This window comes from Spiroplasma endosymbiont of Halictus nicosiae (assembly GCF_978018445.1).
In genome coordinates, this window is the sequence record NZ_OZ389573.1 from 2,006,224 (window position 1) to 2,028,672 (window position 22,449).

Genomic DNA, 22,449 nt, shown 5'->3' on the forward strand with positions numbered 1-22,449 from the left:
TATGCCAATTGGAACATCTAAAACAGCCTTTATTTATGTTGTTAAAAAAAATCCAACTAGATTGTCAATCCAACAACAAGAAAAAATTTTTGGTTTACAGTTATTAGAATTTTTAGGAATTCAAGTTTTAGCCCTTGGTTTATCAGTTTTAACTGGTGGTATTGCTTCGGCTGTTGGTCTTGGTGCGGGATTATCTAATTTTGCCGCAGCCTTTATCTCATTTGGAGTAGAAACAGCAACCGATTTTGCCGTAAATCAAATATATGATAGTTTAACATCAGAAGTAACTGCAAAAAGTACTGTCTTAAATTTGTTACCAGCAATTGGCGGTGTTGGTAAATTAACGCGTGCTGCTCGAACAACTAGAATTTTAAAATTAGCAAAAGAAACTAAACTACTTGAAAAATTAGGTATAATAAATGCTAATAACTTAGAGGATGCTGTCAGACAAGTTACAGGTAAAAAGATTTTATCTGATAAATTAATATTTGATTTTACAAAACAAGCTAATAATGAGACTTTGTTATATACAATTAGAAAATTAGCACGAAATGATTTTTATAAAGGTTTTAAAGTTTCTGATTTAGAAACAATTAATAATTTATTAAAAATTGAAAAAAATATACAAAAAATAAGCCCTACATTGGTTCAAAAAATACCACGCGTAAATGAAAAAAATGCCAATAAATGATTATCAGAATATGGATTAAATATTGATAAAATAAGCAAAATTAGTACTAATGAATGATATAACATTATGACTAATCTTCATAAAAAAGGTGTTGGTAAAAATCTACTATTAAATGCTAATTTAATGCGCGGCAGTAAAATATATAATAATAAATTATTAAATATTTTGCATCAAACACCAATTAAATTAAATAAAATTTTAAATCATTTAAACCCAAATTTTTATATTCAAAAAGTAACTAAAAAATTATTAGCCCCAATTGAAAAACAAATAATTACTATTAAACAAAAAGTAATTAATAAAATTACTGATAAAACTAAAAAAATATTGTCTAAATTTGAAACAAAGGCCATTCAAAAAGGTCAATTATTACCTTTTGCTTATGGTTCTGATGTTTTTTTTAGCAGTAAAAATTGTTCCATTATCAGTTGTGGGCGAAGTTGCTTTAACAATATATTATAAAAACCCTAAATATGGCCCTATTGTTGTTATGACAACTTTAATCAAAGCAGAACAGTTTGTTTTGGCTCCCGAACCGTTTAAATTCTATATGAACAGTGAGTGGTTTATTGGTTGGGGATTTAAAAAAACAAGTTTGTTTAATTTAGTTTCTTTTGCCCCACTTGCTTATCAGCAAGTAGTAAAAGATAGTTTTAAAATATATCGGACAATTGCTAAGATATTAAAAATGCAAGAACAATTTAAAAATAACTTTAATAAAGATAAATTGTTAAATACGCTAGAAGATAGTGCGGTTACTAGTTTATTGGGTAATGGACTAGTATTTCAAGCATATAAACAACTCAGAACAAAACAATATTTAAACAAAACAATTAAAACAAAAACACTATTAAATAGTAAAAAGTTTATTTTAAATAAAATATATTCTAAAAAAAGTAAATGATAAAGAGATGATTAAATGTTAAATGAATTATGACAAAATGTTACTTTGGAAAATTATAATAATTTTAATCCAATGACAGGTAAAATTACACAAGTTCCAGTTCGTTATAATAAGTTCTTTAAAGGTGATGTAGAATTATGATTTAAAACATTTGCTTTAAGAGCCCAAAATATGATTAATTCTTACTTAAACTATCCATTTTCAAAATTAAAATTTGAAACATTTAAAGACCCATTATTAAAGAAAATTTGTATTAATATGGTGTTTATTACGATTGAGCATTGAACATTTAACCGGATTCCGATTGAGTTTTTTACTTCGGCAAATATGAGTGTTGGTGATATTAATTATTCTTCACAAAATGACCCTATGGCAACATGACAAGGTCTATTGCCTAGCTATGCAAAATCATTGGCTAATTTAACAACTTTAAAGAAAGTGTTTCGTACTTTTCAAGAAGAAAGTATTGATTTAACGATGATAGATTTAAAAGCATATTATACTCAATTAGAAGTTGATGCTTTATTAGAAAAAGAAAAAACTAAGATTGATAATAAAAGTATTATTAAAAATAACAAAAATGAAATAAGTGTTCCATTTGATAATAAAAGTATTATTAAAAATAATGATGGAGAAATTGTGGTTTCAGATTTAAAACAAAATAAAATTACTTTAATGTCAAATGCTAGTAAGCGTAATAATGCTGATTTTAATACTGAAACTGGTGAATTAAGAATATGAAACCCAAGCTTTCAAAATAATAACCAAGTTGCAGATTTTAGTGTTATTAAAACAAACAAAACGACCGGACTAGAAGCAACAGATGACACATTACCAACTACTAAATATATTAATGAACATTATGCTTTAAAAGAAAATATTGAGCAGTGAAAAGAAGTTGGAGAAAGAGTAAACGAAAAAGTAATTAAATATAAATTTATTTTAGGGAAAAAATATAAAGTTCATTTTATTTGAGAACGACCAACCGCAGATTTTGTTATAACAACTTGTTTTGAATGTAAAAATAATGGTGGTGGTTTGCAAACTATTTCAACTAGTTTGGCCTTGGGAAAAGGTGGGGCAACAAGAATTGGTTTTTTAAGTGCAGATAATTCTCCTAATAATCATAGAGTAATAATTTCAATGACAGGTGATGAATATTCACCAACAATTCTAAAATTAGAAGAGTTACAATAAATTAACGAAGATAAAATTATGGTTAATAAAAATATTACAATTAAAAATAATAATTAATTACAAATGAATGCTAATTTATTAAAAGAAAAAAATAATTTAGAAAGAAAGTGGAGTGTTATAAATGAATTTAAAAGAGTATAAATCAGAAATTTTATTATTAATTCGCAAAATATTTATTTGGGGATTAGGAGCAATTTTAATAATAAGTGCAATTGTGTTATTTTTTGTAAAGCATTTAAAGTAATTGAAATTTCATGACCAAAATATTTTTATATTGGCTTATCATTACTTATTAGCGGTGTTTTAGTATATTTAATTGATAAAATTTTTGAATTTTTTAAAAAAGATAAAAAACAAGATAGTATTGAAGATGTTATTAAAAAAGAAGACACAAAATAAAAAGGTGTTATAAATGGGAATGTTACCAGCAAAAAAGAAATTAAAAAAACGATATGATATTGATAGTTATTATTTTAATTTAGCATCAACGATTACTAATCGTAAAAATGTTACTGTTCAAAAACATAATGAGATTTTAGAAAAAAGAATTTGTGAAGATAATGCTAATTTTTTAAATCCACGTGATTTAGAAATTAGCATTTATAATCCAATTAATAATAAACAGATAGATACTAAATTAATTAATAACTTTTTAAAAATGCAAGACTTTACTAATAAGAATGGTAAAGGTGCATATTTTATTTTTGCTAATAATTCAAAACTTAATTTTATTACTATTGATTTTTATAATGACCAGTATGATGAATTAGGTAATTTAGTATCTTGTACTTTTGATTATGACCCTTATATTAAAAATGACCAGAGTGTTTTTATTACTGAAAAATTAGAAATTGATTATGTAACTAAACAAATAAAAGTTATTAGAAAGTTAAAAACACGATTATACAGTACTATTACCGACTTATATATTGATGATGCTAAATGAAATAACTATACAACATTACAAAGAGAAGAAATATTACCACTTAATTTTATTCCAATTGAAATTATTCCTAATAATCCTAATTTTGAACCTTCTGCTCGTTATGGTAAACAATTTGCTAGTATTTTAGATATTATTACGGAAAAGATTATGTTAGACCCATTATTAAATAGTGGTAAATTTACCATTAATACTAACGGCGTGACTGGTGTAGTTGACCAAGAAATTAGTAAAATGTTGGCTTCATTTATTGAAAATGACTTGTTATTAGTTGAAGGAGACCCTGATAGTAATTTTCAACCAGTAGACTATATTGCTGGTAATTTTAAAGGTGAGCAATTAACTAAAATATATGATTGATTATTAACAAATTACTATAAAATAAATCGACATCATGTTCCCGCCATTGCTAAGGGAGCACAACAAACTCAGGCAGAAGTTGCTGGTGTAAATATTCAAACAAACGCATTATACGAACAAATGATATATATTAGAGAAATTAAATTAACTGAATTTATTATTAAGTTAATTAAATATGATAATGCTATTTTAAATAGTAGAACATTCACTATTAAAAATATTGACGAGTTAATTGTTGATGTTCGCTTACCAGTAAATGCTACTTTAAACAGACAATTAAAAAACAACGAAACTATTATCAATATGCCTAATGAAGAAGGATAACAAGAATAATGTTAAAACCATCTGAAAAAATGTTAGCACAATTAGCAGAAAATGATGAACCAATTGACTATTCAATTGATAGTATTCCGTTAGATTTTGCTAGTCAATCGCAGTACAGCGACCCTGATTTAGAACAATTATTTACAGAAGCCCGTGCAAAAACCTTATATATTTATAAAATTAATAATCTTGTTAAGACAAAACAAAAACCAACCTTAAACTATTCTCAAAATAGCGTTAAAATAGGTTTTATTGACAAAGATGAATATATTAAAATAACGGGTTATGAAATTAGCGACTTTAATTTTAAATTACAAATTCAACAAAATACTACAGTTCAAGATAATAGCACTAGTTATGTAATGATTGATGAAAAAGATATTTTAATTAATAATATTTCAAAACAAGACAAAGAATTTTTAGAAACATTAGACTTAAAAATAGTATCTATTAATGAACCAATTAGTGAAGATAACAAAAATGAATGCTATATCATTGAAGAATACAAACGCCCTTATTCACCTGATGGTGTTGATATTATTAAATCTACTCATTTAGTTAAGGTGACTGATTTTAAATGAAAAAACCAAAATAGTATTCATTTAGTATTACAAAAATCATTACCCAAAGATACAGTATTTACTGGGATTGAAATTAAATACCCTAAATCAATGTTGTTTGGAAATATTAAGTGTTGAGGTAATATCAATGATGTTTATTCTTATCCACAATCTATTATTCAAAATGCTAGTTTAGTACCATTATTATCAATGCCAATTGAAACAAATCCTAATGTACGAATATTTCAATATTGATTAGGATATAGTTTTTTACCATTTGAAATAGCAAGACATTTTTCTACTCCAAATGATTGTTTAATTTTAGTTAGTATTGGTGACCATGATGAAGAACCAAGAAAACAAGTGATTAAAAATGCAAGAATTTTAGAAGGTAATATTGTTGCATATTATAATCCTCCTGGCAAATATTCATATGATGTTAAAATACCTGATAAAATGCCATAAACACCATCTATTTCATTACTTCCACCAATATGACAAAATAATTTTCCTCAATATGGTGATTTATTAATCGAAATACAATCTTCTCCTCTAAACGGAGATTTAGAAGAAGTATTAAGAGATATGTTAACATATCGTTATAATTATGATAGAAAATTTCGCGGTGCAAAATATGATGAAAAAGGTAATCCCACAAATGAAAGTGCAATAGTAAAACAATTATTCGAAGGACAAAAACCCGAAAATGTTATTGATGGTTTATTTGAAAACTGAAAGTTTAATAATCCAACTTATTTATCTGATATTGCAGTAAAAAGATTTAAGCAAGTTGTATATATGTTGTCAAATTATGTATATAGTAATATGAAAGGTTATAATGATGATATTAAATTAGTTTCTCCTTATTATTTTGAGTTACTTTCTGAGCCAAAAATTAAAGAAGGCAAAGGAAAAGAAGCATACTACGAGTTTAAAGATTGTATAGTACAGTTAAAATCATCATATTTTGATTTTTCTGATTTAAAAAATAAGAATTATTATGAAATGGAAACAAGTAATATAAAAGTTATAAATAATGATATTTCAGAAAATCCTATTTATCAATTAGAAGCAAATTATTTTAATTGATTATCCGTAACAAATGAACTAGAAACAAATAACATTCCTTCTCTTATTCCTGCTAAAATTAAATTATCAGATGGCGAATATGGTAAATATTTAACTAATTTAATAATTTCTAATGATAAAGTACAACAAGTTTTAAATGAATTATATGCCTATCATAAAAAAGGAACAGTATATTCAAAATCAGAATGATTAAATTTAATTAATAATTTTGTTGAAAATAATATGAAAATACTTTTTTCACAAAATATTAATGTTTTAAATAAAATTGAAATATCGGGAATATGAGGATATGGAAATTATGATATTATAATTTTTACACAAAATAAACAAATTACTATTAATAATTTAGAATTATTTAATAAAAACAATGGAAAATTATCATTAATTACATTAGAAATATAAAAAGTTATTTTTAGACTACATTCTAAAAATAACTTTTTAATTTATAAAATAACTATCATATTTTTTATTATCTAAAATATATTTTTTATCTCATTCTTTTGAATAAATTTCTCATTCAATTCTTTTGATTGAAAATTTTTTTAAATTCATCATATTTTTATATTTCAAATAAAATAATGAGTAAACAACATTATATACTTTATCAAAATTTAAATTAGTTTCGTCTGTACACCATAAAAATATAGTGTATTTATTATTATTTTTAAATATATCATTGGAATTATTTTCATCACTTTCTGTTTTATAATCAATTATTGCTTGACCTATTTTTAGGGGAAAACACCTTATTGATAAAATTAAATATCTCATACCATCATTCCTTTACTCAAATTTATTATTTGATATTGATATAATCTGGGCTCGCGGTGATTTCCATAAGTTTTGCGAAAAATTACTTAAAGTTTAAAAAAACTTTTGCCGCGCTTTTCAAAATACTTGGGAAAAATTCTAAGCGTTAAGCGAAGAATTTTATAAAGGTTCCCAAATTTGTTTGAAAAAATCTCAAAACTTTTTTAACTTGTAAGTCATTTTATCACAAAAATTTAAGAAAATCAACCGCTCGCCCAATTCCTGCAAATGATTTTTATAGTCTTAATGATATAATTAATGCATTTAAAGAAAAGAAGTATATTTAATTTTATGTATAAAAAAGGAAATAAAGTTAATGTTAAAATAACTAACATTACACCTTATGGTGCTTTTTGTAGAGCAGAAAAGGCTGATGGTTTAATTCATATTAGTGAGATTTCAGATTTCTTTGTTAGAGATATTAGAGATTTTTTCACTGTTGGTAATGAAATAGAAGTTGAGATACTTGATTTTAATACAGTTAGAAAACATCTTAAATTAAGTTATAAAAATTGTCATTCTGAACTATTAAAAAATGATGATATTAATGAAAAACAAGAAAAATCACCTAATTTAGAAAAAACATTAAATACCAATTATTTAATAAATAAAAAGTAAATAAAATTTATAAATTTTAGAAGGTTTTTAAAACCTTTTTATATTCCCATTTTAAAACGATATGGATAAGAACCATAAAACAAAGCATCATATGGGTCATGGTACATTTTACTATCGGGTGTGTTTGTTTTGGTATCACTAAATCTTAGTTCACTAATGCACTTATCTAAAAATGGGAAGTTATCTAACATACCATATATTTTGCCTTGAACAAACATTTTTCTTATTCATGTTACGCGATTGATTATACCTGCTTCTTTATTAAGAGATGTCTGATGTTTTTTGGCTTTAAACATTTTAATTTTATAGCCTAAATAAGGGAAAATATCTTCTTGTAATTTTTGCATAAAGTCGTGGGCATTAATATCATAATGAAATGTTGCATATTCAAAACCATCAAATTTATCAAATGTATTAATTATTCATTGTCCGTAATGTTCAACTATTTCATTTAAATTCATTGCGTTTTTTGGTGTAACAACATTTTCTTCAATTAAATACTTATCATATTCATTATTTTTATTAATTTTATAACCACTAAATAAAAATACCGTATGGTCTTCACTACCGTTAGCATAATCAACACCAATTGAATAACTATCAAATTGATACTGTTTTGTATTGGAATTATAAAAATCTTGTAAATTATACTCTTTAATATATTTACGATAATTTCGTAAAACATAAATACTGGGGTCATTATCGTTATATTCAAATCCGTAGTATTCAAGTTCAAATAAATCAGGTCGTTCTTCTTTGTTTGTTAAAACAAGTTTTTTAGTAATATTAGGTATTTTATTTCAAACAGCACCCATTGTTAATCGTAAATTAAAAATACCCAAACCATTAAATGCTTGTTTGTTTTCTAAATATACTTGATTGTGTTCTTTTAAAATATTTTTAATTCTTTCATTTAAGGGTAAATGTGGAGTTACAAATTTTTCATAAAAGACATGGTATTTATCAAAAGGATTAAAAGTAAATTGATTAGAATATGTTTTATGAAAATATGTTGTTACTGTTATGTATTGTTTTGCTATGTTGTCTCATTCTTGAAATGTCCAAGATAATTCTTTTACTGGAATAGGATTATCTAAATTATATTGTTCATTATCATTTTCATCCGTGTATTTTTCATAAGATACTTTTAAACTTTTAGAACGAAACATTGAAATTCTTAAATTATTATATCTTTTATCTAGTTCTTTATCAGTTAAAATTTCTTTTTCTTCAGCATGTATCATTTCATCTGTTTACGCCGATATAATACCACTACCTTTACCAACTTTTCCCATAATTTTATTACCATTAGCATAACCCGCAAAAGCAATGCGAACACCACTAGGAAAAACAATCTCTCCACCTTCTTTAACATTTTTAGGTCAAACAATGCCATTTTCATTTTCAGGTCCTATATTGATGCCATATTTATCGTATAGATAATTACATACATTAATTGTATCGCCAAATGTAGTATCTTCGTGTGTGTTGGCATATCTTCGTAAAATGTTAGATGAAGAATCGGTAAAATTACAGGCAAAAAATAATTTTTCGGCTAAATGATTTCATGTTTTATTAGTGCCCCAACCAGCTGAAACAAATTTAAAAAAACTTGGCGAAGTAAAATATCTTGCATAACTATCACCAACAAAATCTTTAAATATTTCTCAATCAAAACCAAAATTATAGTCACTAAAATTTAAATCATATTTTTTATTTAAATGTTCATAACTAGTAATTCGTTTTTTGTTATTAATTTTGGTAAAATCCTGCATTTTTAATGCACCCCCCATTTTTGATAAAATAATATTAAGTATTAAATATCATAATTTATTAACTAGCATAATTTAAAATAATTTATTTAATGAAGAAAGGAAATTATAAAATGGAATTAAAACAAAATTTATTAGAAGATTATAAAAAGGATAAAATAATAGAAACAAACAATGAAACTAAAAATTTCTTGATTGAAAGAGATAATGAGATATTTAAATTATATCAACAAGGAAAAATATTACAAAGATATAAAGTTGTATCAAAATTACCAAAAACAATTAAAACAGAAGATGGGGATATCCCTTTAAAAAGAAGATTATATGTTAAATATGATGAAGAAAAAAAAGAAAATATAAATCGTTATCCTTTAGACGAAGAATTAGGTTTAAAAAAAATACGAAAGAATTGAAAAAAATTTAAAAAATAAATATATGTCTTTTTTGGGTGATGGAAAAAGATATAAAGATATTTTACATACAACAGAGAATGCAAATATTAGTGAAAGAACAATATATAATATTTTTAAAAATGCCGATTTAGAAGAAACCGATTACATTAGTAATAAAAATAACAATAAAATTAAAATTCCAAATAATGTTTTATATATTCAAATTGACGGTGCTTTTGAACCAATGCGAGAAAATAAAAAAAGAGTTGAAAATAAAATGTTTTTTTCAACTATGCATGTTGGTGTTGATGAAGAAAAGTCAACAAAAACCAAAATAAAAATGAAAAAGAAAAAAGGCGTTTTCCAAATGATGAATAAAAATCATAAGAATAAAAATAATAAATCTAATATTGATAATTTTATTGATAAAATTTTTAAATCAATGGATACTTATGATATTAATGAAGATACTAAAATATTAATATTAAGTGATGGTGAAAAACAAATTAAAAAAATTTATAAAGCAATAAAAGCAAAATATAAAAATAACACTGTATCATATAGTTTAGATAGATTTCATTTAGTAAAAAGATTTAAAGAATTATTCCCAAATCGTAAGAAAAACCGAATTCATAGATTAAAATATAAATTATCAAAAATATATTTTTTTACTGGAAATTATAAAGTATTATTAGATTTTTTAATGTGTCACTTACCTTATGTTATTGATAATAAAAAGAAATTTTTATTAGAAACTATTGAACTAATTAAAAATAATAAAGAAGGAATTGAAAATCAAGCATTAGAATATAATATTGGTTGTCATGTTGAAGGTGATGTATCGCATTATATTAAGGCTGTTAAAGGGCGAGGCGCAAAAATATATTGTAAAGAAACATTTATCAATATGTTAATTGCTTCTATGTTAAGACTTAATAATCAAATTAATGATGAGAAAGTTGATAAAACTAATAAAAATAAAGAAAAGATTGAATTTAATATATTTAATTTAAATCAATCTCAAAATCAATTTTTATCTTTATAAAAAATAAAAAACCTTTTAAAATTAGCAATAACTTTAAAAAGTATTTTTTAGTATGTCAAAATTCATAATTTTATAAATTATTTTTTCAACTAAAAATTATATTTTTAAAAAAAGTTGAATTTTTTATAAATTTTGTTATCATTTACTCATAAGCGAAACTTAATTTGTTTCTAATTACTTAATTTTATTAAAAACCTAAGAATAATGAATACTACCCTTTTTTAATAAATTTATTTATAATATTAACCAATAAAATAATAATTTTTATTTGTTATTCTTTTTACAAAATGAACAATTTGTTTCAAATGGAATATCTTGTTTAGTATATTTAGAAATATTATGTAAATTAAGATGATTATAATCAGCAAATTGATTATTATTTTCCCTTATTTCTTCTTGAGATAAATTACTATTTTTAGTTCGATAATAATTGCCTAAACCATATGAACTTTCACTTGAGTTAGCAACACCATATGTGTTAGAATAACCTTTTTTATTATATAAATTATAACGTGTTGATACTAAGTTAATATCACTAATTTGAGGATAAAACTGATCAATTGGTACAACACCGTGATGCTTAATATATTTTTTAGTTTCAACATCGTTAATTTTTTTGCAAAATCTGCTGATTTTGCCTCTAACGATTCAACTTTTAAAGTTAAATTTTTTAAGTGATTTTGCACTTCTCCTAATGTTTTTGTGTATGTTGTATATAAGTTAATTGAATCCTTAATTAATTCTTCAATTTTTTCAAAACGATATTCAAAATCATTTGAAATAACTTGTTGTAATGGTGGTTCTTCTACAAATGGTGTTTCCTTAATTGGTTCTGGCTTTTCCTGATTAAAGTATTCAATTACTTCATCATCTAAATTTGAAAAATCACCATTCATAATTTTATCATCTAATTCATCTAAACTATACGATACTTCGTCTTTTAAAATTGGTCGAATTTCTGGTTGCAACGATTTATTTGTTTCATTTGTAACAACATCATGTAATAAATGACTTTGATGATCTTCTATTTTATTCTTATTTAATTCATCTGCGTTAACTTCTAATTGATTTGTTCTTTTAACATCTGTTGTAAATATTTCTGCAGGTACACTATCTTCTGTTTCTGTTAAAATAGTATTTTGTTTTTCATTCATTGAGATATTAAACATATCTGCTTCCACATTGTTTGGTTCTGTTGTATCTAGTGGTTCAGGAGTTAATTCTAAATTAATTGCATCATTTTTTATCTCATGCTCGGGTTTTACTTCATTAGTTCTTAAGATTTCATCTTCAACTAGCGTTGCCATATTATTTTCTATTTGTTCTACTGTTTGTTGTTCAACTGATAGGTCTGAAAGCTCATTGTTTTCAGAAGATTGTATTTCATCATCATAATTATCTTCATTTGCAACTGAATCAATTTTATCAAGATGCCCAACTTGTGAATCATCTAACCCGGCTAGTTCAGCAAAAGGGTAATCATAATTATCTGATACATTATCTGTTTTTGTTTCTTCATCATCTGATGTTTTAATATCAGGTAATAATTCTCCTTTTAATTTATCAATATTATGATCAGATGGAATAAATATAATTACTGTCCCTTGTGATTCTTGGTTTGCTAGCTTAATATTGTTATTCATAATTTCTATCTCTTTTTTTGTTTTACCATTATCTACAACATTATTAAAAGTATTAATTTCTAAACTAATATTTTCTGATGATTCATTAATGTTGTCATTCAAGACATTATCAATTACATTATTATCTGTTGCTAAAATTTGATCATTAAGAAAATCAACTGTGGCTTGTGAATTATTACTAAATATTTCATCAATACGCATTAATTTTAATTCATGCTCTGGTTCTAACTTTAATTTTCTTACTAATCCATTTGCTTGTTTAGCAAGAACATTATAAATTTTTTCTTTCTTTTTAATGAATTTAGGTTTTACTTCTGCTATTTCTACTTCTTCTTCTACCATTTGTTTAATATTAAGTGCTTGTTGATGCATTTCACTTCATTTATTATAAAGTTTTTTTGTTTTCTTGTCATTGGTTTCTCTGATGTTCATGATGAATTCAAAAATTCATCATCTAAAAAAGAAAAATTTAGTTTTTCATCTTCTGCTGTATTAAAATCAGCATTTTCGTTTACAGCGCTTATTTGTAAATTGTAAATGCAAATGTAGCACTTTATTGAAAAAGAATAAAGTGCTTTTTATTTTGTAAAAAATACTTATATTTATTGGATTAATCGTTAGATAGTATCTTTTACACTTAATAAAATATGTTTTTCAGAAAAATCCATCCTTTCTTTTCTTAAAAAATTTTGAATAATTGTTTTATTTAGTTGTTAGTTAATTGTTAAATATAATTACTAAAAAATATATTTAATAAACAAAGAATTAAAAAAGATAATGAGATAAAAAAAATAAAGATACTATCTAACGATTAATCCAAAATTCAATCTTTAAAACTTAATATTTTTTGATGCTTAAAGATGGATAACTCATCTATGGCACGAAACCTTAAAGAAAGTGTGAAAGCGATTGGATTTACTACTCCTATTTATTTCTTTAATTTTCGGCAAGATTAATCACTTGCGAAATGTCAGAGCATGTGTTTTTTGGCTTGTTTTCATAAAAAGAGTGTTGTTAAACCGAAAAAACAATATCGGACACTAAAAAAACAAGAAGATTGGAACTCCAAAAGGTTATTTTCTTTATATAAAGTTGTGTAGGGATGGATGAAGCGTAATTAATAACTGGGTAAACTGTTTTTTGTTTATTTCCGTATGGGGGTAAACTCTATCAAAATATCCTATCCGCCCCCGCTTACCTTCAAAGTGGAGCGGACGGCGAAGTAATTAAATATTAAAATAAATTATTTACTAAATATCAAAATATTAACCAATAAAGGAATATTATGTTTTTTTACAGAAAGGAAAATATTTGATGAAAAAATGAAATAAAAAAATTAAAAATAAATTACAAGAATTAATGATAGAAGCTTATCTGGTAACAGTAAATGATATTTAATTATGAAATTTGAGCAACAAATAAAAAGAATTAAGGAGTATAGATAAATGACAGAATATAAAAGTAAATATATTAATAAAACTTGAAATGAAATAACAACATGATTTGATTGAGTTAATTGTCAACCTATTAATTGTCGTATTTCAGATTATAAAAAGAATTATGATTTGCAATGTTTAGAATGAGCCAAAATGTACTTAAATTTATTTAAAGACAAGTGAGATATTATTGTTTCATATATGCAATATTATAAAATTAACGATATTTTAGATTTAGCATCCGATGGATGAAAAATATTACAAATTGATAAAAAAATAAAACAAATAAATTAAAATATATTATTGCAATTGACCCTGCTGGAATTGGACAAACTGGTATTATTATTTATAATGTTTTGCAAAAGAAAATAATTAATAATATTACTTTTAATTTCAAAAATGAAGAAGCAATAAATAATATGTATTTAATATTAAATGAGTTTAAAAATAAAATTTGTTCTTATTTAAATAAAGTTATTGTAATAATTGAAGATTATCAACTTCATAAGGGTTTAAAAATAAAAAATCCATTATCTACTCCTAAATTTATTGGTGGTTTAAAAGTTTTATGCAAATATCTATTTAATTTAAAATATATTTTACAATCACCAGTAATTAAGAAAAATTATATTTATAAAGGAAATATTAAAATGTCAGAGCACGAACACGATGCTTGAAAACATTTACAGTATTTTTTAGCAAAAGGAGTTGATAAAAATGGCACAAACAAAAAGTAATTTACCTAAAAAATCAATAACTAATAAACCTAAAATAAAAAATAAAAAAGTTAATAAGTTAGAATTAACTGTTATATTACATGAAAATCCGATTAAAACTAAGATTAAGGCACTGGTTGCTGGTGGTGTTGAAGTTGATGCTTGTTCGGCTAAATGTCAGTGAGAAGGATTAAATTACTCAACATCATCAATATATAACCCATCTATTTTAACTGAGTTTTTGAAATTAAAAAAAGATGATGAGATAAAAATTAAAGGCTCAGTATTTAATCAGTTAAATATAAAAACTAAACGCTATTTTTTGTCTTTTAGAGCAAACAGTTTTGAAATTATACAAAAATTGATTAGAAAAAGAACAAATACAAATATTAAAAAATAGGAGGAAAAACAATGGCATTAAAAAATGTAAAATATGTTCTTATTAATGAAAATAGTGAACCTATTAAAAATGAAGATGGTAGTTTAGATATTAAAACTGCTGAAATTATTTTAGAAAATACTGCTGAAGTTGAAGAATTTAATGCAAGTAATTTAGAAAATAATAATCAGCAAATCAACGAACTACAAACAAAAAATACTGAATTAACTTCACAAATTGAAGAACAAACAATTCAATTAAAACAAATTGAAGTAATTGACTTTATTAATTCTTTAACTGATAATGAAGAATTTAAAAATGTTTTATTAAAGTCTTATGATATTACTGATGATATTGAAATCATTAAAACACAATTGCAAAGTGTTTATGATGAATTAATTAAGGTACAAACAGTTAATACTGGGGGCGTACCAAAAGTAGAAAACAAAGAAAACAATATTTTAGATACAGACAATGTATTTAATAAATAGAAAGAAGGAAGTAAATTATGGCACAAAACCCACAAAGAATTTTCGGAGATATTACTAATCAAGCAAGAAAACGAGATCGAGAAACATTTGAACAATGATATTTACAAACTTATCAACAAAAATTTAGTTGAGAAGCATTATTTGCATGAAAAGATGCAAGTAAATTTAGTTTAGCATATAAAAGAAAGAAAAATATTAAATATAATGAAGGTTCTGGTAAAGATGGGAAAGTATTTAATACTGATGATAAATTATTAAATTATTCAGAAGTAGAATTTGATGATGGAATTGTTCAATTAAATACAATTTTAACTTTTGCTCGTAAATTAGACCCTGTAGAAAGTGATTTTAACCCTAATCTTTGGGCTGCTGATATTGAACAAGCAATGAATACTGAGGTTGCTTATAAACGTAATAAAATTTTAGAAATTATTAATAAAGGAGTAGTTACAACCATTCAAGGCCAAAAAGCAGATGATACTAATGCTTTTTTTGCTTCCCGAGCTTTTTTTAATTCTTCTTTTGCTTTTTGTTTTTCAGCTTTTGCTTCTGCTTTAACCTGATTACGATATTCTTTATCATGCAAATATTTCATTTCTTCTTCATATGCAACAGGATCTGTTTTTTTCAATTTACGATAATAAGTATAATTATCTAATAAAATAAATGGAATCCAAATTGTTGTTGAAACAGCAAAACAAATTAGTGCAATCAGAATCGCCATTGGGTCAACAGTTGCTAAAAGTGCTCTTAAAAATCAAGGTGTTGTTCAAGGAACCGTTACATAGACAACATTAACAATATGTAAAAGTCCTGTTGCCACTCAACCAATTATTATTGCAGTCATTGGTGATAAAATAAATGGCACAAGATAAGTTGGATTTAATACTAATGGAAATCCAAAAATAACTGGTTCATTAATATTAAAACATCCTGCCGGTAGTGCATATTTTAAAACTTCTTTTAATTCACGACGACGAGATAAAATTAAGACCATAATTAATAATCCTAATGTAGCTCCTGATCCTCCAATATTCATATAAATATCAAAGAATGGTTTTCCAAAGATTCCAACTTGATCATTTAAATTTGTTCTTGCTGATAATCCCGCCGAAATTAATGCTGTATTAACTCCAATAATCATTCATCAAATTGGTTCAAAAATAGCCGCCATAATGTTTGAACCATGAACTCCAAAGAATCAGAAGAATGAAATAAAGAATACATAAAGAACTGCTAATTCTATACCACCATTCCCTCTGGCAAAACCAATAAATGATGAAGTAAAGAATCGGTAAATGGCTGCCCCAAATCCAAATGCATTAGATGCAATTGGAACTGTTACATAACGTAAAGAAACTGTTAAAAATGCTTCACCAGCAGCATTAGTTGAAAAAAACATATTTGCTTATAAATATTCAATTCCTTTATTTCCTAAAATAGTTCCACCAAAATTGCCACCTTTGGCCAAAATAAATTGACCTAACGAATTTCAGCCTGTTTGGGTCATTAAACCATCAGCATTTCTTGGATCAAAACTTGCAAATCACGCTTCCATTGCGCTTTGATCTCCAAGTCCAAAATTACTAATTGCAGTTTCAACTGCTTTTAAATCAGCTTGACCAAAAATCAAAGCCCATCCAGCTCCTTTTGTTGCTAAGTCTCAACTACCATTAGGAAGTTTAGCAAAAATTTCAATACCATAAGTAGAAGATAAGAAATCTGCAAAACTATTAAGTGTTACATTTGCACCTAATGTTGGATCTCATAAGTTTCCTGATGAAACAAGAGTATTTCATTCTTCAACTTCAAAACCAATATTTGGTAATGCAATTGCTGGTGCTAAAAATAAAATATTAAAAACACCAATAATACTTAATGTGAAAACCATTGGTAAAAATACTGCAAATGATTTTTCCACCGCTGGTGTACCACCAGCAGGTAATTGAATTTCTAATTTTTTCATATTTCCAAACCAAACAAATAGTTCAGTTGTTGCTATCCCAATAATTAAAGCGGTAAATAACCCCTTCGAATCCATAAAGAAGGAAACTCTTGTCCCATACTTGCAATAATGAATCCGGCAAATGATGATAAACCAGCAATAACCGGTGATTTATAATTTCTTGATAAGACTAAGAAATAACCTAATAAAAATGCAAAATACAATGACATTGCTCCAATTGTTGCAATTTGAATTTGCCCAAAAGCTAATGCTCCAATTGATGAGGCTTTTCCTCAACTAGTTGATGTATCAGCAAATAAACCTCCTATTAAATCCCAACTATATCCGGCTGCCCTGGCAAAAAGTCCTAATAATGATACTTTTCCTGAACCAGCTCCTCCCAAGATAATTGCATCAATTAATAAACCAATTCCTCCTGCAATAATTAATGGAATCATTGTTCCAAATGCATCACGAATTGCTGATAAATGACGTTGATTTCCTAATTTAGACATTGTTGGCAATGACTTATTATTTCATCAACTTTTAAAATCCATACTCTTGCTTTTTTTACCCTTTTCTGGATTAAATTTATCATTACTCTTTTCCATTATCTTGAAAATTCCTTTCTAAAAATAATACTTATCTTCCTAAAATTACCCAATTAATTGTAAAACTAATTCAAGAACTTCTTTTCCCTTTCCTAGCGCATAAAGATTCGCTGGAATAACTGAAATAGGATTTTCTGTCATACTTTTAATATTATTTTCAATATATTTTACTTGTGGACCAAGTAAAATTACATCATAATTTTCTAATACAGATTGTGCCTCAGCCATTGCTTTTGCTTCAACATGAACATCAACATTCATTATTTTAGCTGCTTCTTCCATTTTTTTTAACTAAAATTGAAGTACTCATTCCAGCTGAACATACTAGTAAAATTTTTTTCATAACATGCCACCTTTCTAATCAAATTACCTTTGCCTCAATTATATATTATGTCCTTTAAAAAATAAAAAAATTATTTTATTTTTCTGATATAATTTTCCAAGAGAAAGGTAAAAATAATATGGTACCATCTTTTATAATTTATTTTGCTTTTATTCCAGCTACAATATTCTTTATTATTTTGAATGAGAATTCGTATTATTGAGAAAAGTTTTCATCGTTATTTATATTTATTATTGTTGCTTTTATTGTCTAATATTATTTTTTATCATTGTTTAATTATTAACACTGAAAGTAAAATTTACTATCCCAGTATAAACTATCTCTGATAATAAAAAAAGTGATCCAGAACTAAAATTAGGTGATAAAGCAATTCCTATTTTATCAAGATTTAATTGCGGATATTGAATTGCCAAAACATTTTTTATCATAATAATATAATCTTTTGTACTAGAAACCCTATTGTTAAAGTTTAATACTCCTAAATCAACATTATTTGGTACTATCTTATTCAACTTAGTTGGTCTAAAAACATTAACTCTCATAATTGCTTCACCAGTATAAACACTTGTATCATTAGTAATAATTTTAATATTTTTATTTTCACATTCTTCAACATTAATTTTACTAATATCTAAAAAAAAAAAAAAAATTGAAGACTATTTTTAATTTTTTGTAATGTTAATTCTTCATTTTCATATAAAATAACAGTTAACTCATTATTATCAATAATATTAAATAATTTCCGAGCCTTTTGTTTTTCAAAACTTGTAATAGCAGTAGTTCCCTGCACAATTTCGATTGTAAATGTTAGCATTGTTAATAAATATAAAATTTTTTTCATCATTATTTTCCTTTCTTTTGATTATTTAAAAATAATAATATTTTTGTAAGTAAAAGCGGAATGGTTAATACTGATTAAATGTTCCATATTTTAAAATTAATAGTTCTTTAATTAATAAAAACCTAAACCACAACAATATGATTTAGTAATAGAATTTTATTAAAAAAGAAGATATATTACAATATATCTTCTTTTAATCTTTTATTTAGAAAATAACCGAATTGTTGCCAATCCTTTTTTATATTTACTCATTTTAATCTCATAATTAGCTAATTGTTTTGGTGATAATAAGTCTAAATTTCGTTTTAACTCATACATTTGCATATCAAAGAGAATAACCTCAGCTTTAAGATAATTATTCCGCATAATTTGTTCTAAATAACCTGTTTTTGCTTTTAAACTTTTAACAATTTCTAAATAAATAATCTTTGTTTCTTGTCCATTTTTTTACTAAGAAAACGAAAATTTTTACTAATCCAAGCTTCGGATGTGAATCATTCTAGTGTTACTTCCTCATTTTCATTTAAACAAGCTAAATGCATTTCTCGTTTCTTATCCTTTGTTCCTGCTCGGTAAAAAGCATCATTTTCTAAATCATCATATGTTAGGTTAGCATTCATATCATGCGCCAACATTGTTAATAACATATGAAAAGTTTGACCCAATGGTTTTTTAACTTTAATTACCTGAATTAACTTTAAAATTCGTGATGCTTCACTATACCGTGAAACATACACTTGTTGATTAAATTTGCTATGATTATCATCATATTCTTTTTGTAAAACAATTAGACGCTCTGAATCTATAATTTTCATTTTAAATCCTTAAATTACTTCTGTTTCATATTCAAATATACCTGTTTTAGCAGTTTCAGCAATAAAATTAGCTGATTTTTTTAAAACCCTTTTACCGTTATTAGTTAAATCTAATTGAACAAATCCATAACAATTTTTATACGCATTCATTCATGATCAATTGTCAATATAAGCTCAAGAATGATAACCAAAACAATTAGAACTTTCTTTAATTGCTTGATGAACTCAAACTAAATGTTCTTTAGTAAAATCAATGCGATATTGATCATTAATAATACCATGTTCTAAAAAACGCTCTTCATTCTCAACTCCCATTCCGTTTTTTGAAATATAAACTGGAATGTTATTATAATGTTCTTTTAAATTCATTAATGTGATATAAATTGCCTTAGGAAAAATTTCTCATCCTCGGTATGGATTAATACGACGCCCCGGTATTTCATAAGGTTGGTAAAAATAGTGTGGTGTAATTGCTCCATTAATAAAATCTGGAATAAAATCAACGCCTTTTACTCGAGCTGGTTGATAAAAATTAACTCCTAAGAAATCAATTTTTAAGTTCTCATCTTGAATTAATTCTTCATCTCCATCAACAATTTGTCACATAAAGTTATATTTTTTAGCAACTTCTTTTAATTCTTGTAGATAAACATTTTTAACCATTGGATCTAAAAAACAATTAATTGTAAACAAATCATGTCATTTTGCTGCTTCTAAATCAGCTTTATTTTTACTACGAGGAATTGATGGTAAAATGCTTAAAATGCACCCAATTTTTCCTTTTAATTTTAATTGTCGAAATACTTTAATTGCTTTTAAATCAGCAATTAAAGTATTCCATTGAGCTTGCATACCATGTTGCATATTAACTTCATTTGGAAAATGTCAATCATATCAATAACTACCTTCAATTACAACAATTGGTTCATTAAAAGTAATAAACATTTCAACTCGATCACCAAATAATTCAAAACAAGTTTTTGCATAAAAAACAAAAGCATCAACGACTTCTCGTCAAAGTCAACCACCTTTTTGTTGTGCTCAATATGGCATATCAAAATGAAATAAATTAATAATTGGTTTAATATTATTTTTTAACATTTCATTAATTACATTATTGTAAAATTCAATTCCTTTTGGATTAACTGTTTTTCCATCAGGAATTAATCTAGTTCATTGAATTGATGTTAGTAATGAATTAAAATTTAACTCCCTTGCAATTTTAATATCTTCTTGATAACGATGGTAAAAATCATTCAAACAAGGTTGTTGATTAAAAAAACGGTATTTTTCTAACTTAAATCAATGATCTCAATTTGATGCAGATTTCCCATCTTTCAAAGATGCCCCTTCTGTTTGCGGACCAGAAAAAGCACTACCTCATAAAAAATTTTTTTAAAAATTATACTGCCCCATTAGAAATATTCTCTCTAAAACACTTTTATTATATCTATTATTTAGAGAATAAACAATAAAACATTATTTAAGTAATTTGGATTTTAATACTAAATATTGTTTCCATAATGTTTCTACACGACTATGTTCAAAAATAAAAAGTTTATTTTTAATTAAATGCTTTAAATTATCAATTTCTGTTCAAATTGCATTAACAATATCACGACTATATTTTCAAGCAATGCGATTTCGATTAAACTCTTTTAAATCTAAAATTTTATAACTACCATCGGCAAAAACTTTAATGTCTAAATCATAATCAATATACTTAATTGTTTTTTGCTCCATAATAAATGGTGATGCAATATTACAATAATAATTTATCCCGGTATCTTTAAGCATACAAATAATATTACTTCAATTTTTCCGATTAAAAATCCAGATTGCTGGTTCATTTGTTTTTCATTTTCTACCATTCAATTCTGTAACAGTAACATTTTCATTTACTAAAACAATATATTCTTCTTCTAGTAATAAAATAACTGCTAATTCTCAACTACGGTAAACTGAACCATTATGTTTATAAGCATGTACTAAGACACTATCTCCAACTTGTAACGAGTCCATAATGTTACCTCCCATAATTTACTTTTTTAAAATTACAGCAAAAAAACAACTAAAAATAATACAATTAAAAATTATGTAAAATTATTAAATTTAAATTGCCATAATATTTAATTTTATTTTGATATTAATTACTTTAAAATAAAATGCTATTTTAAATACGTCAACATTTTCATTATATCAGTTGTATTTATTAAGTAAATAGACAGGCTTTAACTAATTAGAAATTTTTTTATTGGAAATAAATTATTTTGGAAATTATAAATTTATATATTGCTTTTTACAAGACCTTATAGTTAAGTAAAAATGTCCCCTATTTGTTTGATAATTTTAATAGGGGAGATATTATGTTAGATTTGATATTTTTTCTTTTTAAAAATAAAAAAACTACTTTTGTAGTTAAAAATGGGGCGGCTGATGGGACTTGAACCCACGAATGCCGGAGCCACAATCCGGAGCGTTAACCTCTTCGCCACAACCGCCATATCTGATTATATAAATAACC

At 25.0% G+C, this 22,449-nt stretch carries 27 protein-coding genes, 1 tRNA gene and 1 pseudogene; 14 read left to right on the forward strand and 15 right to left on the reverse strand.

The window, feature by feature from the left end; translation table 4 throughout:
- The first annotated feature begins 1 nt into the window (after position 1).
- From ACZ91P_RS13720 to ACZ91P_RS13750, 7 genes are all read left to right on the forward strand, one after another.
- The gene (locus ACZ91P_RS13720) at positions 2–1,153 is read left to right on the forward strand and encodes a hypothetical protein (RefSeq protein WP_465156911.1); all 1,152 of its coding nucleotides are present in this window, start codon (positions 2–4) and stop codon (positions 1,151–1,153) included.
- Positions 1,122–1,598 (forward strand): hypothetical protein, encoded by a 477-nt coding sequence (locus ACZ91P_RS13725; RefSeq protein WP_465156912.1) that lies wholly within the window; start codon positions 1,122–1,124, stop codon positions 1,596–1,598. Before ACZ91P_RS13720 ends, ACZ91P_RS13725 begins: the two co-directional genes overlap by 32 nt.
- A 12-nt stretch (positions 1,599–1,610) precedes the next feature.
- Positions 1,611–2,792: a hypothetical protein gene (locus tag ACZ91P_RS13730; RefSeq protein ID WP_465156913.1), complete on the forward strand. Its 1,182-nt coding sequence runs from the start codon at positions 1,611–1,613 to the stop codon at positions 2,790–2,792.
- Positions 2,793–2,913: 121 nt separating this feature from the next.
- On the forward strand, positions 2,914–3,036 hold the full coding sequence (locus ACZ91P_RS13735; RefSeq protein WP_465156914.1) for a hypothetical protein: 123 nt from the start codon (positions 2,914–2,916) through the stop codon (positions 3,034–3,036).
- Positions 3,037–3,204: 168 nt separating this feature from the next.
- Positions 3,205–4,419, forward strand: coding sequence for a hypothetical protein (locus ACZ91P_RS13740; RefSeq protein ID WP_465156915.1), 1,215 nt, complete (start codon positions 3,205–3,207; stop codon positions 4,417–4,419).
- Between the two features lie 8 nt (positions 4,420–4,427).
- Entirely contained in the window at positions 4,428–5,444 is a 1,017-nt protein-coding gene (locus tag ACZ91P_RS13745; protein WP_465156916.1) for a hypothetical protein, read from the forward strand.
- Positions 5,445–5,564: 120 nt separating this feature from the next.
- Positions 5,565–6,470 (forward strand): hypothetical protein, encoded by a 906-nt coding sequence (locus ACZ91P_RS13750; RefSeq protein WP_465156917.1) that lies wholly within the window; start codon positions 5,565–5,567, stop codon positions 6,468–6,470.
- Between the two features lie 36 nt (positions 6,471–6,506).
- Here ACZ91P_RS13750 and ACZ91P_RS13755 read toward each other — a convergent pair whose 3' ends face one another.
- Positions 6,507–6,839, reverse strand: coding sequence for a hypothetical protein (locus ACZ91P_RS13755; RefSeq protein ID WP_465156918.1), 333 nt, complete (start codon positions 6,837–6,839; stop codon positions 6,507–6,509).
- A gap of 330 nt (positions 6,840–7,169) precedes the next feature.
- On the opposite strand from ACZ91P_RS13755, the gene ACZ91P_RS13760 reads away from it, so the two are divergent.
- Positions 7,170–7,496, forward strand: a complete 327-nt coding sequence (locus ACZ91P_RS13760) for a S1 RNA-binding domain-containing protein (protein WP_465156919.1) — start codon at positions 7,170–7,172, stop codon at positions 7,494–7,496.
- A 38-nt stretch (positions 7,497–7,534) separates the two neighbouring features.
- Here the strand turns inward: ACZ91P_RS13760 and ACZ91P_RS13765 are convergent, their stop codons facing one another.
- Together ACZ91P_RS13765 and ACZ91P_RS13770 are read right to left on the reverse strand one after the other, a co-directional pair.
- On the reverse strand, positions 7,535–8,740 hold the full coding sequence (locus ACZ91P_RS13765) for a hypothetical protein (protein WP_465156920.1): 1,206 nt from the start codon (positions 8,738–8,740) through the stop codon (positions 7,535–7,537).
- A 9-nt stretch (positions 8,741–8,749) separates the two neighbouring features.
- Positions 8,750–9,271, reverse strand: a complete 522-nt coding sequence (locus tag ACZ91P_RS13770; RefSeq protein WP_465156921.1) for a hypothetical protein — start codon at positions 9,269–9,271, stop codon at positions 8,750–8,752.
- Between the two features lie 110 nt (positions 9,272–9,381).
- Here ACZ91P_RS13770 and ACZ91P_RS13775 point away from each other — a divergent pair, with 110 nt between their 5' ends.
- Both ACZ91P_RS13775 and ACZ91P_RS13780 read left to right on the forward strand, forming a co-directional pair.
- Entirely contained in the window at positions 9,382–9,699 is a 318-nt protein-coding gene (locus ACZ91P_RS13775; protein ID WP_465156922.1) for a hypothetical protein, read from the forward strand.
- Between the two features lie 4 nt (positions 9,700–9,703).
- A complete protein-coding gene (locus ACZ91P_RS13780; protein WP_465156923.1) occupies positions 9,704–10,705 on the forward strand; it encodes an Mbov_0401 family ICE element transposase-like protein in 1,002 nt (333 codons plus the stop codon).
- 521 nt (positions 10,706–11,226) lie between these two features.
- Here ACZ91P_RS13780 and ACZ91P_RS13785 read toward each other — a convergent pair.
- Positions 11,227–12,780: a hypothetical protein gene (locus tag ACZ91P_RS13785; RefSeq protein ID WP_465156924.1), complete on the reverse strand. Its 1,554-nt coding sequence runs from the start codon at positions 12,778–12,780 to the stop codon at positions 11,227–11,229.
- 1,013 nt (positions 12,781–13,793) lie between these two features.
- Here ACZ91P_RS13785 and ACZ91P_RS13790 point away from each other — a divergent pair.
- From ACZ91P_RS13790 to ACZ91P_RS13805, 4 genes are all read left to right on the forward strand, one after another.
- Positions 13,794–14,078: a hypothetical protein gene (locus tag ACZ91P_RS13790; protein WP_465156925.1), complete on the forward strand. Its 285-nt coding sequence runs from the start codon at positions 13,794–13,796 to the stop codon at positions 14,076–14,078.
- Between the two features lie 62 nt (positions 14,079–14,140).
- On the forward strand, positions 14,141–14,521 hold the full coding sequence (locus ACZ91P_RS13795; protein ID WP_465156926.1) for a hypothetical protein: 381 nt from the start codon (positions 14,141–14,143) through the stop codon (positions 14,519–14,521).
- Entirely contained in the window at positions 14,502–14,900 is a 399-nt protein-coding gene (locus ACZ91P_RS13800; protein ID WP_465156927.1) for a hypothetical protein, read from the forward strand. Before ACZ91P_RS13795 ends, ACZ91P_RS13800 begins: the two co-directional genes overlap by 20 nt.
- Positions 14,901–14,911: 11 nt before the next feature.
- On the forward strand, positions 14,912–15,370 hold the full coding sequence (locus tag ACZ91P_RS13805) for a hypothetical protein (RefSeq protein ID WP_465156928.1): 459 nt from the start codon (positions 14,912–14,914) through the stop codon (positions 15,368–15,370).
- 403 nt (positions 15,371–15,773) lie between these two features.
- On the opposite strand, the gene ACZ91P_RS13810 is transcribed toward ACZ91P_RS13805, so the two are convergent.
- The 11 genes and pseudogenes from ACZ91P_RS13810 to ACZ91P_RS13860 all read right to left on the reverse strand — a co-directional run bounded on the left by ACZ91P_RS13810 (position 15,774) and on the right by ACZ91P_RS13860 (position 22,426).
- Entirely contained in the window at positions 15,774–16,772 is a 999-nt protein-coding gene (locus tag ACZ91P_RS13810; RefSeq protein ID WP_465156929.1) for a PTS transporter subunit EIIC, read from the reverse strand.
- A gap of 6 nt (positions 16,773–16,778) precedes the next feature.
- On the reverse strand, positions 16,779–17,411 hold the full coding sequence (locus ACZ91P_RS13815) for a hypothetical protein (RefSeq protein WP_465156930.1): 633 nt from the start codon (positions 17,409–17,411) through the stop codon (positions 16,779–16,781).
- Complete coding sequence (locus ACZ91P_RS13820) at positions 17,381–17,926, reverse strand: hypothetical protein (protein WP_465156931.1); 546 nt, start codon at positions 17,924–17,926, stop codon at positions 17,381–17,383. Before ACZ91P_RS13820 ends, ACZ91P_RS13815 begins: the two co-directional genes overlap by 31 nt.
- Before the next feature lie 45 nt (positions 17,927–17,971).
- Positions 17,972–18,269 (reverse strand): annotated as a pseudogene (locus tag ACZ91P_RS13825) (PTS sugar transporter subunit IIB).
- Positions 18,270–18,541: 272 nt separating this feature from the next.
- The gene (locus ACZ91P_RS13830; RefSeq protein ID WP_465156932.1) at positions 18,542–18,811 is read right to left on the reverse strand and encodes a hypothetical protein; all 270 of its coding nucleotides are present in this window, start codon (positions 18,809–18,811) and stop codon (positions 18,542–18,544) included.
- Between the two features lie 89 nt (positions 18,812–18,900).
- The gene (locus tag ACZ91P_RS13835; RefSeq protein WP_465156933.1) at positions 18,901–19,110 is read right to left on the reverse strand and encodes a hypothetical protein; all 210 of its coding nucleotides are present in this window, start codon (positions 19,108–19,110) and stop codon (positions 18,901–18,903) included.
- Positions 19,111–19,311: 201 nt separating this feature from the next.
- Entirely contained in the window at positions 19,312–19,476 is a 165-nt protein-coding gene (locus ACZ91P_RS13840; RefSeq protein WP_465156934.1) for a hypothetical protein, read from the reverse strand.
- Between the two features lie 47 nt (positions 19,477–19,523).
- Entirely contained in the window at positions 19,524–19,925 is a 402-nt protein-coding gene (locus tag ACZ91P_RS13845; protein ID WP_465156935.1) for a hypothetical protein, read from the reverse strand.
- A 9-nt stretch (positions 19,926–19,934) separates the two neighbouring features.
- Complete coding sequence (locus ACZ91P_RS13850; protein ID WP_465159007.1) at positions 19,935–21,311, reverse strand: glycoside hydrolase family 1 protein; 1,377 nt, start codon at positions 21,309–21,311, stop codon at positions 19,935–19,937.
- A 93-nt stretch (positions 21,312–21,404) separates the two neighbouring features.
- Positions 21,405–21,947 carry a DUF402 domain-containing protein gene (locus tag ACZ91P_RS13855; protein ID WP_465156936.1) on the reverse strand — a complete coding sequence of 181 codons (543 nt, stop codon included), beginning with the start codon at positions 21,945–21,947 and terminating at the stop codon, positions 21,405–21,407.
- Positions 21,948–22,350: 403 nt separating this feature from the next.
- A tRNA-His gene (locus tag ACZ91P_RS13860) sits at positions 22,351–22,426 on the reverse strand.
- Between the last annotated feature and the right edge of the window lie 23 nt (positions 22,427–22,449).